The organism is Nitratiruptor sp. YY09-18, from assembly GCF_016593235.1.
Classification (GTDB): Bacteria; Campylobacterota; Campylobacteria; order Campylobacterales; family Nitratiruptoraceae; genus Nitratiruptor.
In genome coordinates, this window is sequence record NZ_AP023065.1 from 732,266 (window position 1) to 746,227 (window position 13,962).

Sequence of the window (13,962 nt, forward strand, 5' to 3'; positions counted from 1 at the left end):
AAAGAGATAGCCAACTACTTCTATACTCATTACTCTTCCAATGCCATTATCTTTTTGACTCTCTTTTCGTGACGTCCACCTTCAAATTCTGTCGTACACCATGCTTCTACAATCGACTCTACAACTCCTGGTCCTACAACTCTTTCGCCAAAACAAAGTACGTTTGCATCATTGTGTGCTCGTGCCATCTGGGCGGTGTAGTAGTCATGCACTTCTGCAGCGCGTATACCTTTGATCTTGTTTGCAGCAATACTCATGCCAATACCAGTACCACAAATAAGTACCCCTTGGCTATTTGGATCAGCAGCTACTGCACGTGCTACTTTTGCTGCATAGTCAGGATAATCTACGCGATCGCTACTATATGTACCGAGATCTTCTACGCTAAATCCTCTCTTTTCAAAGAGCTCTTTGACAAAGCCTTTGATTGCAAAGCCAGCATGGTCGCTGCCAATATAAACCTTTTTCATGGCTATATCCTTTCTAGTTGGTTAATGAGTTGTATAAAATCGATTCCTGTCATCATTGAGAGCAAAATCAAAATATAGTATACCGGCAAAAAGAATATGCTACTTGCAGGTGTTGCCAAAATGAGTATGAGAATAACCATTCCATAGGGGAAGAGATACTCATAGAGGCGTACAATGGGAGTGAAGCGCAGCATACGAGCCAGATACATCACAGCATTTGCACCATCAAGTGGAGGTATCGGCCAGAGATTAAATACTCCAAGAACTACATTGATAAGGACACTTTGGGCTAGAAAGAGGAAGAAAAACATTCCTACAAGTGAATCAGGTGTCCCAAGGAATGTGAGAATCAAAGCGCTAACAATTGCTAGGATAAAGTTATAGGTAACGCCAGCTAAACTCACTGCTATTGCACCAAGTTCACCGCCATTGCGCAAAACTACTGCCATATTCACAGGCACCGGCTTTGCCCATCCAAATATAAATCCAGCGTTGAGGAGATAGAGGGCTGCCGGGACGATAATAGTCCCAACTGGATCGATATGTTTTATGGGATTGATGGAGAGGCGGCCAGCGAGTTTGGCGGTCTGGTCGCCAAGCTTGTAGGCTACGAAACCATGCATTATCTCATGGCCTACCACAGAGACTATAAGTGAGAGTACCATGGCGATGATATTGAGAATTTTAACGGTCTCCACGTCTTGCTTCTTTCATCTCTTCTTCTATTTGGTGGACAGTTTTTCCTACGCGATCCCATCTTGGTATATAGTTTTCATCCCAGCTCCAGTAGATGAACCATGGCTTGCCAACGACGAGTTTATAGGGTACCGGACCCCAAAAACGGCTATCATTAGAGTGGTCGCGATTATCTCCCATCATAAAGTATTGTCCCTTAGGTACTTTGATAGGAGGGAAGTTGAAAATTTGCTGCGGAAAGCGTCCATCATTGATAATTTTAGGGTCATGATGAATACCAGGATGATCTTTCATGTAGGGGTTTTTGACCCATAAATACCCTTCAATCTCTATAATACTATCCTTCGGATAGTGTTTTCGTACATATTCATTCCCTTCATGAGGGTGGAGATAGAGGTCCTTGTTGTGCACAAAAAGCATATCTCCATCCACTGCTACACAGCGCTTGACATAGTGGATTTTGGGATTTACGGGATAGCGAAATATAACAATATCTCCTCTTTTTGGGCCTTCTCCTCGTATGAGGTGGCCATCGCCATCTGGATCTGGAAGGACCGGAATTTCAAGCCATGGAATATGGGGGGTTGGGACTCCGTACGCAAATTTTTTCACAAAGAGATGATCACCTATGAGAAGTGTGTTTTTCATACTACCACTTGGGATAACAAAAGCTTGTGCTACAAAAAATATCACAAGCAAAACAATGACAATCGTTCCGGTCCAGGTATTGGACCAGTGGTAAAATTTGATCAGCCTATCTTTCAATCAGTAATCCTTTTTTTGGCAGCTTTGAGAGTGTTTTGCAAGAGCATCGCAATAGTCATAGGTCCCACGCCACCAGGAACGGGAGTAATATAGGAAGCCTTTTTACTTACCTCTTCAAAATCCACATCACCCACAAGTCTTCCATCATCAAGGCGGTTAATGCCGATATCGATGATAATGACTCCATCTTTGACCATATCAGCAGTTATGAGAGAGGGTTTACCTACTCCTACAACCACCATATCTGCTCTTTTGGTATGTGATTGTAGATCTTTTGTGTAAATATGGCAAATATCTACTGTGGCATTTGCATTGAGTAAAAGTGCAGCCATTGGTTTGCCGACAATGTTACTCGCACCTACAACACACACATCAAGACCTTGAGGATTAATGCTATACTCTTTGAGCAGCTCCATCACTCCAAGTGGCGTGCACGGAGCAAATGTCTCAAGCCCTTGCATGAGACGGCCAAAATTGTATGGGTGAAAACCATCCACATCTTTAGCTGGATCGATAAGCTCGAGTATGCGAGTAGTATCGATATGTGGCGGCAATGGAAGCTGTACCAAAATCCCGTCTATATTGGGATTTTTATTCATCATCTTAATAGTATCTTCGATTTTTTCTTGGGATATATCATCAGGCATTTCATGCACTATGGAGTAAAATCCCACCTCTTTGCAAGCTTTTGCTTTCATTTTCACATATGTGTGGCTCGCTGGATCATCACCTACGAGGATAACTGCAAGTCCAGGTGTAATTCCGTGATGCTGTTTAAGATCCTCAACTTCTGCTTTGATTTGCTCTTTTATCTTTTGAGAGAGTTTTTTACCGTCAAGTATCTTCATTTCGCCTCTTTTAGGTAGCTTCTAAAATATTTTTGCTATGATATCAAAAACAAATTTTGATTTGGTTTAAGGTGCTTGATGTTACGGATATTTTTCCTACTATTTCCTCTTTTTTTGCTTGCTGATTCATTCATAACAAAAGATGAGTATGCAAAAATGCTCTATCAAAATCCCAGAGGAATTGGCTGTCACAAGTGTCACGGCATTGAAGGGAGAGGCATGGTAATTGGAAAGTTTAAAAAAGATAGCAATACGACAGTAGTACTGCGAGCCCCTGATATTACGAAACTCTCATATAAAAAATTCCAAGAAGCGCTCACCGCTTCAAAACACAAGCTCATGCCGCATTATTTTTTGACAAAGTATGAGATAAAGATACTCTATTACTATCTCAAAAAAAGAGCAAAGTGATGCTATTTGACGAAAAATTTATCGAAATAGTGCAAGAGGCAATTGATCAAGATAATGAGAACTTTTTCATAAAAGCTCTCTCCCACGCCTCTCCAAGACAAAGAAAAGAGAATTTTTGTGCTCCTATGATGGTCTCAGCGCTCAATGCAAAGCATCTCAATCACCTCGATGAGTTTCCCAGTGATGCGGCAATCATCAACCTCGAAGATGGAGTCGCCCCACAAAAAAAGCGTATAGCCCTTCTTGCTGCATGCTACTTTTTGCAGCATTTACCTCAAAATGCTCCCTATACGATTGTGCGAATTAATCCACTGGATGAGGGTGGAGAAGAGGAGATAGCACTTCTCAATCGTTTTTTCCCCCACGCTATACGCGTACCAAAAGTAAGATCAAAAGAGGATTTGCAAAGAGCAAGAGAGCTTATAGATGATGCAATAAGCTTGCATGCTTCAATTGAGACGAAAGAGGCTTTTGTAAATCTTCAAACATTAGCCACAAGCAAGGCAGAATGCTTCTATCTAGGAATTTTGGATCTGCTTGCAGATATGGGCATACCGCAAAATGTGCTCAAGCTCAGTAACCCCACAATTGATCATATTCTATCAATCTTTTTGCTTCAATCCCTTGCCAATGGCATAAAACCGGTCTCATTTGTGTATCAAGACTATAAAAATATTGAAGAGTTTACCCAGTGGTGTGAGTATGAGTATGCCATGGGGTATCGTGCCAAGGGAGTGTTGGGACCAAAGCAGGCTGAAGTGGCTCTAAGAATCTTTAAAACTGTGGATATCCAGAGGGCACGCTATATCAAGAAACGCTTTGAAGCTATGCAAAAGCAGGGAATCACGGGTTTTATGGATGAGAAGTATGGATTTATCGATGAGCCAATCTATAAAGATGCTCTCAATATCCTCAAGTCTAAGGGAGAGCTATGATTAGATTTTTTGAAGTTTTGGATGAAGGGTTTTTAGAAGAGATATTTCGTTTTCGCTATGAAGTAGTGGTAGATGAGCTCGGTTTTTTTGATCCCAATGAGTATGAAGGCAAAAAGGAGCGTGATGAGTGGGATGACTACTCGACACATTTTGTAGCTTTGGATGAAGAGTGCAATATCGTAGCTACCACACGTATTATCCATCACTGTCCCTTTGCGTATCCTACTGAACGCTATATGCAAATAGATCCATCAATTCAAAAGCTTCTAGAGCTCAAGCGAGATAAATTGAGTGAAATCTCGAGGCTCTTCATAGCTAAAAATTACCGTAATATGCACGATACTAAAATCATTATAAATGGGTTTATCAAACAGCATACATACTTTACTATGAAAAGATTTGATTTGGAATATGCATACAGTGCAATAGAGAGACGCTTTAAAAGATTGCTGCGTATGTATAGAGTCCACTTTGATGCAATTGGTCCAGAGCAAAAGGGGTATGGATCTCCAAGAATTCCTTGTTTGCTGAGCAGAGAGCGCCTTGGACGCGACAACCCAAATATTATTCAATATTACGAAAAGAAGAAACTATGGTTAGGCGTTTAGTAGTAAGTTTATTAGCTACATGTACTCTCTTTGGAGCTGATCATACACAGAGTCTTTTTGACGAGTTGCAAACATTTTCAAATCTTGCTAAAGAGACCAAAGAGACCGAGTTTTATCAACCACACATCATCTCAGTCTACAAAGGAAAGGATCTTGAGAAGGTTGGAGCCCAAAATCTCATGCAGGCTCTGTGGCTTGTGCCAGGGCTTGATATCTATGGGGATAATCTTGATATAAAAACTGCAATTTTTAGAGGGTCTAATCCCTTTGCGTATGGGCAATCAAAGCTCTTCATAGATGGTGTATTAGTCAATGATGTAATGTTTGATAGCTACAGCACATTTTTGGATATGCCAATAGAGCTTATTAAACGTATAGAGGTGATCAGGGGTCCTGGCAGCAAAGCAGAAGGCTACAATGCATATGCTGGTTCAATCTATGTAATAACTTATGCAGAAGATGATGATGGTGGTAAGGTTTTTGCCAAGAGGGGCTCCTTTCGTTATCGTTCCATCGGCTTTTATAAAAAGTGGAAGATTGATGATTTTCATCTCTATACTGAAGGGTATTGGCAAAAAGATCATAAAGCCCTCAAGGCTGGTCCAGACTCTTTGGCTACAGGAGTATGGGGAGCGGATAATATTGCTTTAGCTAAAAGTGGCAAAGTTCCACTATGGCTCGATAACTACTCATTTGCACTTTATGGAGATTATAAAGAGATCCATTTCAAACTACGTACTAACCGTCATAAAAAAGGTGCAGCGTATGGACTAAGCTTTATGCTTCCCCAAAGGGACGATTTTATCTATACTCCTTCACTCATTGGTGAAATCAACTACAAAAAATCTCTTGGAAAATATAATCTCGCTTTGCAAATAGGTCGCAAGTATGATAGTTTCAAAAATGATCTCGATGTAGCACCTCCAGGCTTTACATATCATGTAGGTGGACAAGAAGTTGTCTTTGCTGATGGTTTTCATGGTCTTTATGAAGCAAAACAGCGTACAGACTATGCAAAAGTAGAATATGCTTATATTCCATCTTCTCGTATGACCCTCAAAAGTGGTTTACTTCTCACAAAAGAGAAGACCTACAAAGTCAAAACTATCACGAACAGCCTCGATGGATCTGGTGCAGTAGTCGACTACTCTGTAATCCGGCCATTTCTCAATCCTCATGCTAAGAGAGTGAGACAAATATACTATCTTAGTGCTGATTTTATGATAGATTCTCAGTGGAGTCTCTATACAGGAATAAACTATGAAAAGATCATTGGCAAATACGATGTAGTCAATCCAAGGCTCTGTGTGGTCTATTGGATTGATGATGAAAATATTCTCAAATTCTTAGCAAGCAGATCCAATCGTGATCCATCCTGGCAAGAGATGTTTACCATCAACAATACTACTCGCGTGGGCAATCCTAACCTTGATCCAGAGCGTGTGACAGCATTTGAGATCAACTATATTAAAAAGCTAAGTACTGACGACTTCTTTCAAGGAACAATCTTCTATCTTAAAAATAGTGATGTCATTTCAAATATTAATCCACAAAGAGAGTTTCACAATAGCTGTAAGAACAGTATCTATGGATTAGAGCTTGAACTGCGTAAGAATATAACCAACTCTTTGCAGCTCTATGCAAACTACTCATATGTATATGGAAAAGATGATCATTCGCATCCAATAGATAACGTAGCAAACCATATGGCAAAGATTTATCTGCTCAAAAATATAGATGTGCATCTGGATATGAGTATTATGAGTAGATACATTGGAGCAAAGAGGAGAGTATATTACGACAATCGTCCAAAACTTAATGATTATATTGATACAGATATTGCTATGCGCTACAAATATGATCAAAACTTAGAATTCTCATTTGTAGTGAAAAATATTTTTGATAACGATATGCGCTTCCCATCCAAACCATATACATATGAAAAAGATTATCCTATCACTGATGGGCGCACATTCATGATAGTGTTGAGGGGTACGTTTTGATACGGCTGATTTTGGTTTTGATAGTTATTTTTTTGGAACTTAGAGCATATGAATACAATGACTTCTTGCTTCATACCCAAATTTCAATCTATCCCAAACTCCTCGCCTTTGATAAAAATCTCGGAAAAAATATCAAAGATGAAAAGATCGATTTTTACATCATTTATGCTTCCATAGACGAGCTTGTTGCACAAAAATTACAATCTGCTATTAGTCAAAAATTTGATGCTATTCATGGGTATCCCCTCCAGGTGCATCTGCTAAAAGTTAATGAGGCTTTAGCCGATAAGAGATTGTATGAGTATGTAGATGCAATCTATCTCTTGAAAATTGATGAAGCCAAGGCCAAGGAGTTGGCTATGAAAATAGCTAAACACAATGTTTACTCGTTTGTTTACGATAAAAAGGATCTTCTCTATGGATATCTCTTTGCGATTGCCATCGAGCGGAGTGTAACAATATATATAAATAAAAAAGTTTTACAGCAAAACGATTTTGATTTTATTACAGCTCTTTTTGAAAACTCCAAAATAGTTGCACCATGAAAAAAATAAGCTCTTCTCTTTCTAAGCGTATACTCTTCTATCTCTCCATTCTCTCTATAGCTCTCATTATATCTATCTTCTATGCTTTTGAAGAGGCGGGGAAAAACGCTTTTAAGAAAATGGAAGAAGAAAAAGCCCAGGTCATTATCGATACTATCTTACCTAGTGTAGCTATGAATCTCTATCTTGGCTTTGATAATAAAGTCAAAGATATCATTACAAATATCCTCAAAACCAACAAGAATATCCTTGGAATTACGATCATCAATCATGGCAAAGTGGTCTCAAGCAGTATCAAGCGAAAAATTGGATCGCAAAACTATTTCATTTTTACACGAGAAATAAAAGAGCCAAATGCAGAGAATTCTCTTGGACGTATGCATGTAATTTACTCCTATGAGCATTTTAACACCCTTATGGATAAATACTCCAAGCTCTTGTGGCAGTTTCTCATAGGTATTATATTGGTGATGGTGCTTTTTGGTATCTATATTGATAGACTTCTCAATCCTCTCAGACGTATTACAAATGAGTTGCTTCACTATTCTCCCAAAAAGCTCTTTAAGTTCAATCTCAAAGATAGAGATGATGAGATTGGCGCAATTGCCTCAGCTCTTGAAACTATGCAAGAGCGTATCGTCGAGTATGCTAGAAACCAAGAGAATGTCAATGCACTCTTGGAGCAAAAAGTCAAAGAAAAGACCCAGGAGCTTAAAAATAGGCTCTATATCGATAGCCTTACTGGCCTTCCCAATAGATTTAAGCTCAGTGATGATATCGAAAAATTTGATGAGATCGGCCTTGTAGTACTCAATATCGATAATTTTAAGGAGATCAACGACTTTTTTGGTCATGAAATCGGTGACAAGATCCTCAAAGATTTTGCTCAAAAAATTCACAAACTCTTTAAAAGCGGCAACCCAAAATTTTATAGACTCTCAGGAGATGAGTTTGCACTTCTCTTTAGCGGAAAGATGAGCAAGAGTGATATAGAGCATTTTTTAAATATTTTTGCCGAAAAACTAGAGCAGATGATTTTTTTCCATGGAGATAAAGAGCTAGCACTCCATGTAACTATGGGAGCAGCACTTCAAAAAGAGGGAGCGCTCGAAAAAGCAGATATTGCACTGAAAAAAGCAAGGCAAAAGCGTAAACTCTATGAGATCTACTATGATGAAGATAAAGAGGTAGAGCAGCAGTACAAAAACAACATCGAGTGGATCAAGAAACTCAAAAAATCGATTGAACTTGAGCGTGTTGTGCCATTTTTTCAGCCAATTGTCCATGTCGATACAAAAAGGCCTAAAGGGTATGAGTGTCTCATGCGCATCATTGATGATGATGGATCTATGGTCTCACCAGTGCACTTTTTGGATATTGCCAAAAAGAGCCGCTACTACTATAAGCTTACTGAAATTATGATCGAAAAGAGTTGTGAGTATTTTGAAAATTCAAGATGCAGTTTCTCTATCAATCTCTCTATCCTAGATATTCTCAATACCGATATTGTTCAAATTCTCAAAAACGCCTTGAAAAAATATAGTGTCAAAGATCGTCTCATTTTAGAGATAGTAGAATCTGAAGGAATTGAGAACTATGATGTAATCCACGTGTTTCTCCATGAGATGAAAGAGCTTGGATGCCAGGTGGCAATTGATGATTTTGGCACAGGCTACTCTAATTTTGAGCATATTCTCAAGCTTCCCATAGATTACATCAAAATCGATGGCTCATTGATTAAAAATATCACTACTAACAAAGATGCAGAGCTTATTGTCTCGACTATTGTAGACTTTGCCAAGAAGAAACATATCAAAACAGTATCAGAATTTGTAAGTAGCGAAGAGATTTACAATAAAGTCAAAGAGTTAGGTGTCGATTTTGCACAAGGCTACTACTTTTCACCTCCGAAGCAGTTCGTGCCAAAAGAGTGTATCAGTATATGATAGAGTAGCGCACTTTTATGCGAATGAGGGTAGTTTGTGATGGAAGAGGGTAGTCTTTGTAGGCAGTTTTGATAGTTTCTAGGGAGTTTTCATCAAGCACTTCAAATCCGCTCGATTGTATAATATGTAAATCTGTAATATCCCCATTTGGATGGAGATAAAACTCTACTATATTTGTGCCCTCTTGCTTTGTTTTTGCTGCAATGTAGGGGTAGCCTCTAAGATAGAGATACTTTTGTGTAATGAGACCGATTTTATCGAGATTGTCTTTAATGAATTCGCGCTGGGTCTTTGTAAAGGTCTCAAACTTATCTTTATAAAGACGAGAGATATTTTTGGGAATAGCTATCTTCTTTTGAGGGTGCGATTTTTTTGCAAAAATTTGACTTAGACTTGGTAAGGCTTCGTGTGAAGATTTTGAAGCTCTTTTTTTGGCCACTCTCTTTTTTTTAATGCTTCTCTTTTTTAAAATCCGCACTCTCTTTTTGGCTCTTTTATTTACGCCTCTTTTTGCTATCTTGACAACCTTTTGCGGTTGTGCAATTTGCTGTTTTTTTGTAGCCTTTTTCTCTTTAATTAACGATTTTTTCATAGCTGGAGGCTGGGGTTTGAGCAGGCGTACTGAGCCTAGTGAGAGTGGATGGCGTTCTGGAAGTTTTCTATATTCTTGTTTTGGATGTAAATCGAGTGAAATTGCCAAAAAGAGGAGAATATAGAGAACGAGAGTAATAAAAAATGAGATGACTAATCTATGCATAAAGTGATTATAATGAATAATGGTGTAAAATCAAAATAAAAAAGGCAAAAAATGCTAGAGAAATCGCAGCAAGCTTATCAAGAGGCAATACAATATATCCCGGGCGGTGTAGATTCTCCTGTCAGAGCTTTCAAGAGCGTAGGAGGTGTGCCGCCATTTATCGAAAGAGGTAAGGGAGCATTGCTCTATGATATTGATGGAAATGAGTATATAGATTATGTGCAAAGTTGGGGCCCACTCATCTTTGGGCATGCGGATGAAGAGACTCTCCAGGCAGTTTGTGATCAAGCCCAAAAAGGCTTAAGTTTTGGCGCACCAACACTCCTAGAGACTGCACTGGCCAAAGAGATAGTTGAGCTTTTTGATAGCGTAGATAAGATTCGCTTTGTCAATAGTGGTACAGAAGCGGTAATGAGTGCAATAAGACTTGCTCGGGGATTTACTGGTAGAGATGATATTATAAAATTTGAAGGCTGTTACCACGGTCATAGTGACTCTCTTTTGGTAAGTGCTGGAAGCGGTGCAGCTACCTTTGGAACTCCTTCTAGTCCAGGCGTCCCCGCAGATTTTACCAAGCATACACTTCTGGCTCGCTACAACGATATAGAAAGTGTTAAGAAATGTTTTGCAGCAAGTGATGAAATTGCTTGTGTGATCATTGAGCCAATTGCAGGAAATATGGGGCTTGTACCAGCCAAAGAAGAGTTTTTACAAGAGCTCAGAGCACTTTGTGATGAGCATGGCACGCTCCTTATTTTTGATGAAGTTATGAGTGGATTCCGTGCCCATCTCAAAGGTGCACAAGGATTGGTTGATATAAAACCAGATTTGGTGACATTTGGAAAAGTTATTGGTGGAGGAATGCCAGTAGGTGCATTTGGCGGACGAGCTGAGATTATGAGTCATTTGAGTCCGGAAGGTCCGGTATATCAGGCAGGAACACTCAGTGGTAATCCTGTAGCCATGGCCGCTGGTCTTAGTGCGATACGAAGACTCAAAAAAGATCCATCTATCTATAATATTTTAGAAACAAGAGCAAAAGGATTGGTTGGAGGATTCAAAAAAATTGCGTCTGATCATGGTATTCCACTGCAAGTTGAAGTAAGAGGGAGTATGTTTGGATTCTTCTTTAATGATAAGCCAGTTGAGAATTTTGATGATGCAAAAAGAAGCGATCTAGAGTTCTTTGCAAAATTCCACCAAGAGATGATCAAGAGAGGAGTATACTTTGCTTGCAGTCAGTTTGAGACTGGATTTATTTGTACTCCACTTGACGAGAAGCTCATAGATATGACATTAGAAAAAATCGATGAAGCGATGAAAAAGCTAGCATGAGTGAGCCAAAGTATAAAAAGATTATAGAGGGGGCAGAAGTTCTCTCTCTTGGAATTTCTGTTGTAGTAGCTATCCTCATAGGTGTGGGATTGGGGATATGGATGAAGAGCATTTTTGGTTATGGGTGGCTTCTTTGGCTTGGGGTATTTTGGGGAATAGCTGCAGCAATCCTCAATATCTACAAAGCCTATCAAAAGCAAAAACGAGACCTTGATGAGCTAGCCAAAGATCCTCGCTACAAAAACTACTATGACAAGAGTGAAGAGGATGAATTAGAAGAGTATGAAAAATGAAAAATTTCTTTTTCGTAGCTTTTTTTCTTGATATTTTGCTTATCATCTATGCATTTTTCTCTTCCCCCTATTTCCTCCTCAACTCCCAGCTTGGTTTCATTGCTGCTCTTTTAGTAATAATGGGATCATTTTATGGATATAAACGATTTATCCAAGCACGACAAAATTCTCAAAAAACTGATATTATAGACACAATCGAAGATAGATTTGATCTTTACAGTGAAGAAACACATGAAGAAAGAAGCGCAAAAGAGCTCTTTGAAGAGGAGAGAGCAAAAAGTAAAGCAAAAGGAGCTGGGCTCAAACACTTCCTCTCAACTGCTCCAGGATTTTTCTCTCCCTATCGCCTCTTTGGCTATCTCTTCTTGGTAGTAGCCGTATTGGTGCTGATTCGTAAAAATCTCTTTGAGCCGTGGAGTTTTTTAGCTGGACTTTCAGTAGTGCCTGTGAGTGTTATACTATTTGCGCTCTTTGCGAGCAGGAGCTCGCAAGATCAATCTTCGATATAGTTTTTTATTTTACGACCAACTTTTGGATGCTTGAGCTTCTTGATAGCGCTGCTCTCTATTTGACGTACACGCTCACGTGTGACGTTAAGCTCCTTGCCAATCTCTTCTAATGTTCTGTCACTCTCATCTGGTAAGAGTCCGAAGCGCATACGCACAACTGCTTTTTCTCTCTCATTGAGGTTTTCCAAAATCTCATCAATTTTGCTCTTCATATCCTCTTTCATGATCACTTCGAGTGGATTTGGAGCATTTTTATCTTCGATAAAGTCTCCAAACTTACCATCCTCTTCGCTTCCAATTGGTGCTTCGAGGCTTACCGGCTCTTTTGTAATTTTGATTACGTTTTTTACTTTATCAACCGGAAGTCCCACCTCTTTTGCAATGGTCTCTACATCTGGCTCTTTCCCTGTCTCTTGGAGGTGTTTACGCACAATCTTGTTGATACGATTAATCGTCTCAATCATATGGATAGGAATACGTATGGTGCGTGCTTGATCAGCAATAGCACGGCTGATTGCCTGGCGTATCCACCATGTGGCATAGGTGGAGAATTTGTATCCCTTTTTGTACTCAAACTTATCAACAGCCTTCATGAGGCCGATATTTCCCTCTTGGATGAGATCAAGAAATGGTAAACCTCTATTGGTATAGCGTTTTGCAATTGAGACTACTAAACGTAGGTTGCTTTTTGCCATACGTGTCTTTGCTTCTTCGCTGATTTTTTTACCTCGTTTAATCTGCTCTAAGATTTCTGCTAACTTTTCGGGCTCAAGATTAAAACCCTTCTTGCTTGCCTCTTTAGCTTGAAAAAGCTTCTTTATATCCATATATGTGCTTACCATAGTTGCCTCAGGTACACGGGCAGCTATCTCTTCTTTGCTTAGTTCAGTGATTTCTTCAAGGAGTTTTCTATGATTTTCTCGTAGTTGCTCATTAAAAAGTGGTAGACGGTACTCAAGTTTTTTGAGCTCTTTTTCAAATCCCTCATCACTCTTGAGTGCTGTCTCCATAGATTTGACAAGCTCATTGATAAGTTTGCTTGTAGGTCCAAGTTCGAGGAGCTTTTCTTTCATCTGTTTTTTCTTAAACGCCACTACAAGCTCATGATGAAATTTCTCTTCTTCACTTGCATCTTCAGGGAGTTCTTTATCTCTAACTTTAAGCCACTCTTTTTTTGCTTTTTCCAAAGCTTTAAACAATTCGATAATGCGCTTTTCTCTTTTAGAGTATTTTGCTTTCTTGCGCTCCTCTTTATCGAGGCTCTCTTCTTCATCTCCCTCTTCTTCAAAGCTTTTAAAGAGCTCTTTTACTCTTCTCTCACGATTAATAAGGGGCTCTTTATAGTCAAGAATGAAGTCTATAAGATAGGGAACAGAGCAGATTGCATCAAGAATGATATTCTCACCCAGCTCTATTTTTTTGGAAAGTTCTATCTCTTCCTCTTTTGTAAGAAGAGGAATTTGCCCCATCTCTCTTAAGTACATTCTCACAGGGCTATCGCTTCTGCTCCACTCAAGTAGCTCTTTATCTTTTGTGAGGTCGAACTCCTCAGCAAGCTCCTCTTCAGTGAGCTTCTTGCGCTCTTCTTCTTTTTTTGCTTTCTCTTCGATGTTGAGCTGTTTTGCCGCCTCTCCGCTGGTAATGATATCTACGTTATACTTTTTTTGCAGAGCCAAAATTTTTTTTGCTTGAGCGAGTGTTGGTTGTCTCTCAAACAGATCTACAATCTGCTCATAAGTTACAAATCCATTTTTATGTTCGGCGAAAAACTCTTCAAGTTTTTTGTTGAGATCTTTTGTAGCCATTCGCAGTAGCTCCTTGGTGCAGAATTAGGGGGTCTT

Annotated in this window: 15 protein-coding genes; 9 read left to right on the top strand and 6 right to left on the bottom strand. The window is 39.3% G+C overall.

Translation table 11 applies throughout. The features are described 5' to 3' along the window. Nucleotides 1-29: 29 nt before the first annotated feature. From rpiB to folD, 4 genes are read right to left on the bottom strand one after another with little or no spacing between them, the layout of a single operon-like run. Entirely contained in the window at nucleotides 30-470 is a 441-nt protein-coding gene (rpiB, locus tag JG734_RS04075; protein ID WP_201333756.1) for a ribose 5-phosphate isomerase B, read from the bottom strand. A 2-nt stretch (nucleotides 471-472) separates the two neighbouring features. Further along, nucleotides 473-1,168, bottom strand: a complete 696-nt coding sequence (locus tag JG734_RS04080) for a site-2 protease family protein (RefSeq protein ID WP_201333757.1) — start codon at nucleotides 1,166-1,168, stop codon at nucleotides 473-475. Continuing rightward, nucleotides 1,155-1,931: a signal peptidase I gene (gene lepB, locus JG734_RS04085; RefSeq protein WP_201333758.1), complete on the bottom strand. Its 777-nt coding sequence runs from the start codon at nucleotides 1,929-1,931 to the stop codon at nucleotides 1,155-1,157. Before lepB ends, JG734_RS04080 begins: the two co-directional genes overlap by 14 nt. Further along, complete coding sequence (gene folD, locus JG734_RS04090) at nucleotides 1,928-2,779, bottom strand: bifunctional methylenetetrahydrofolate dehydrogenase/methenyltetrahydrofolate cyclohydrolase FolD (RefSeq protein ID WP_201333759.1); 852 nt, start codon at nucleotides 2,777-2,779, stop codon at nucleotides 1,928-1,930. The genes lepB and folD overlap by 4 nt, the downstream gene beginning before the upstream one ends. 78 nt (nucleotides 2,780-2,857) lie before the next feature. Here folD and JG734_RS04095 point away from each other — a divergent pair, with 78 nt between their 5' ends. Genes JG734_RS04095 through JG734_RS04120 form a run of 6 tightly spaced genes read left to right on the top strand, consistent with a single transcriptional unit; the run spans nucleotide 2,858 to nucleotide 9,227 of the window. After that, on the top strand, nucleotides 2,858-3,190 hold the full coding sequence (locus tag JG734_RS04095; protein ID WP_201333760.1) for a cytochrome c: 333 nt from the start codon (nucleotides 2,858-2,860) through the stop codon (nucleotides 3,188-3,190). Beyond that, nucleotides 3,190-4,125: a CoA ester lyase gene (locus JG734_RS04100; RefSeq protein WP_201333911.1), complete on the top strand. Its 936-nt coding sequence runs from the start codon at nucleotides 3,190-3,192 to the stop codon at nucleotides 4,123-4,125. The genes JG734_RS04095 and JG734_RS04100 overlap by 1 nt, the downstream gene beginning before the upstream one ends. Then, the gene (locus JG734_RS04105) at nucleotides 4,122-4,733 is read left to right on the top strand and encodes a GNAT family N-acyltransferase (protein WP_201333761.1); all 612 of its coding nucleotides are present in this window, start codon (nucleotides 4,122-4,124) and stop codon (nucleotides 4,731-4,733) included. Before JG734_RS04100 ends, JG734_RS04105 begins: the two co-directional genes overlap by 4 nt. Beyond that, a complete protein-coding gene (locus JG734_RS04110) occupies nucleotides 4,718-6,736 on the top strand; it encodes a TonB-dependent siderophore receptor (RefSeq protein WP_201333762.1) in 2,019 nt (672 codons plus the stop codon). The genes JG734_RS04105 and JG734_RS04110 overlap by 16 nt, the downstream gene beginning before the upstream one ends. Beyond that, on the top strand, nucleotides 6,733-7,281 hold the full coding sequence (locus JG734_RS04115; RefSeq protein WP_201333763.1) for a hypothetical protein: 549 nt from the start codon (nucleotides 6,733-6,735) through the stop codon (nucleotides 7,279-7,281). The genes JG734_RS04110 and JG734_RS04115 overlap by 4 nt, the downstream gene beginning before the upstream one ends. Then, nucleotides 7,278-9,227, top strand: coding sequence for a bifunctional diguanylate cyclase/phosphodiesterase (locus tag JG734_RS04120; RefSeq protein WP_201333764.1), 1,950 nt, complete (start codon nucleotides 7,278-7,280; stop codon nucleotides 9,225-9,227). The genes JG734_RS04115 and JG734_RS04120 overlap by 4 nt, the downstream gene beginning before the upstream one ends. Here JG734_RS04120 and JG734_RS04125 read toward each other — a convergent pair. Then, a complete protein-coding gene (locus tag JG734_RS04125; RefSeq protein WP_201333765.1) occupies nucleotides 9,217-9,984 on the bottom strand; it encodes an energy transducer TonB in 768 nt (255 codons plus the stop codon). The genes JG734_RS04120 and JG734_RS04125 overlap by 11 nt on opposite strands. A gap of 51 nt (nucleotides 9,985-10,035) precedes the next feature. Here JG734_RS04125 and hemL point away from each other — a divergent pair, with 51 nt between their 5' ends. From hemL to JG734_RS04140, 3 genes are read left to right on the top strand one after another with little or no spacing between them, the layout of a single operon-like run. Then, nucleotides 10,036-11,319 carry a glutamate-1-semialdehyde 2,1-aminomutase gene (hemL, locus tag JG734_RS04130; RefSeq protein WP_201333766.1) on the top strand — a complete coding sequence of 428 codons (1,284 nt, stop codon included), beginning with the start codon at nucleotides 10,036-10,038 and terminating at the stop codon, nucleotides 11,317-11,319. Beyond that, nucleotides 11,316-11,612: an AtpZ/AtpI family protein gene (locus JG734_RS04135; protein ID WP_201333767.1), complete on the top strand. Its 297-nt coding sequence runs from the start codon at nucleotides 11,316-11,318 to the stop codon at nucleotides 11,610-11,612. The genes hemL and JG734_RS04135 overlap by 4 nt, the downstream gene beginning before the upstream one ends. Next, the gene (locus JG734_RS04140; RefSeq protein ID WP_201333768.1) at nucleotides 11,609-12,121 is read left to right on the top strand and encodes a hypothetical protein; all 513 of its coding nucleotides are present in this window, start codon (nucleotides 11,609-11,611) and stop codon (nucleotides 12,119-12,121) included. Before JG734_RS04135 ends, JG734_RS04140 begins: the two co-directional genes overlap by 4 nt. Here the strand turns inward: JG734_RS04140 and rpoD are convergent. Beyond that, on the bottom strand, nucleotides 12,106-13,926 hold the full coding sequence (gene rpoD / locus JG734_RS04145; RefSeq protein WP_201333769.1) for an RNA polymerase sigma factor RpoD: 1,821 nt from the start codon (nucleotides 13,924-13,926) through the stop codon (nucleotides 12,106-12,108). The genes JG734_RS04140 and rpoD overlap by 16 nt on opposite strands. Nucleotides 13,927-13,962: the final 36 nt, after the last annotated feature.

Coding starts and splice junctions, on each gene's coding strand:
- rpiB (WP_201333756.1), bottom strand. CDS start 470: ATGAAAAAGGTTTATATTGGCAGCGACCATGCTGGCTTTGCAATCAAA.
- folD (WP_201333759.1), bottom strand. CDS start 2,779: ATGAAGATACTTGACGGTAAAAAACTCTCTCAAAAGATAAAAGAGCAA.
- JG734_RS04095 (WP_201333760.1), top strand. CDS start 2,858: ATGTTACGGATATTTTTCCTACTATTTCCTCTTTTTTTGCTTGCTGAT.
- JG734_RS04100 (WP_201333911.1), top strand. CDS start 3,190: ATGCTATTTGACGAAAAATTTATCGAAATAGTGCAAGAGGCAATTGAT.
- JG734_RS04105 (WP_201333761.1), top strand. CDS start 4,122: ATGATTAGATTTTTTGAAGTTTTGGATGAAGGGTTTTTAGAAGAGATA.
- JG734_RS04110 (WP_201333762.1), top strand. CDS start 4,718: ATGGTTAGGCGTTTAGTAGTAAGTTTATTAGCTACATGTACTCTCTTT.
- JG734_RS04120 (WP_201333764.1), top strand. CDS start 7,278: ATGAAAAAAATAAGCTCTTCTCTTTCTAAGCGTATACTCTTCTATCTC.
- JG734_RS04125 (WP_201333765.1), bottom strand. CDS start 9,984: ATGCATAGATTAGTCATCTCATTTTTTATTACTCTCGTTCTCTATATT.
- hemL (WP_201333766.1), top strand. CDS start 10,036: ATGCTAGAGAAATCGCAGCAAGCTTATCAAGAGGCAATACAATATATC.
- JG734_RS04135 (WP_201333767.1), top strand. CDS start 11,316: ATGAGTGAGCCAAAGTATAAAAAGATTATAGAGGGGGCAGAAGTTCTC.
- JG734_RS04140 (WP_201333768.1), top strand. CDS start 11,609: ATGAAAAATTTCTTTTTCGTAGCTTTTTTTCTTGATATTTTGCTTATC.
- rpoD (WP_201333769.1), bottom strand. CDS start 13,926: ATGGCTACAAAAGATCTCAACAAAAAACTTGAAGAGTTTTTCGCCGAA.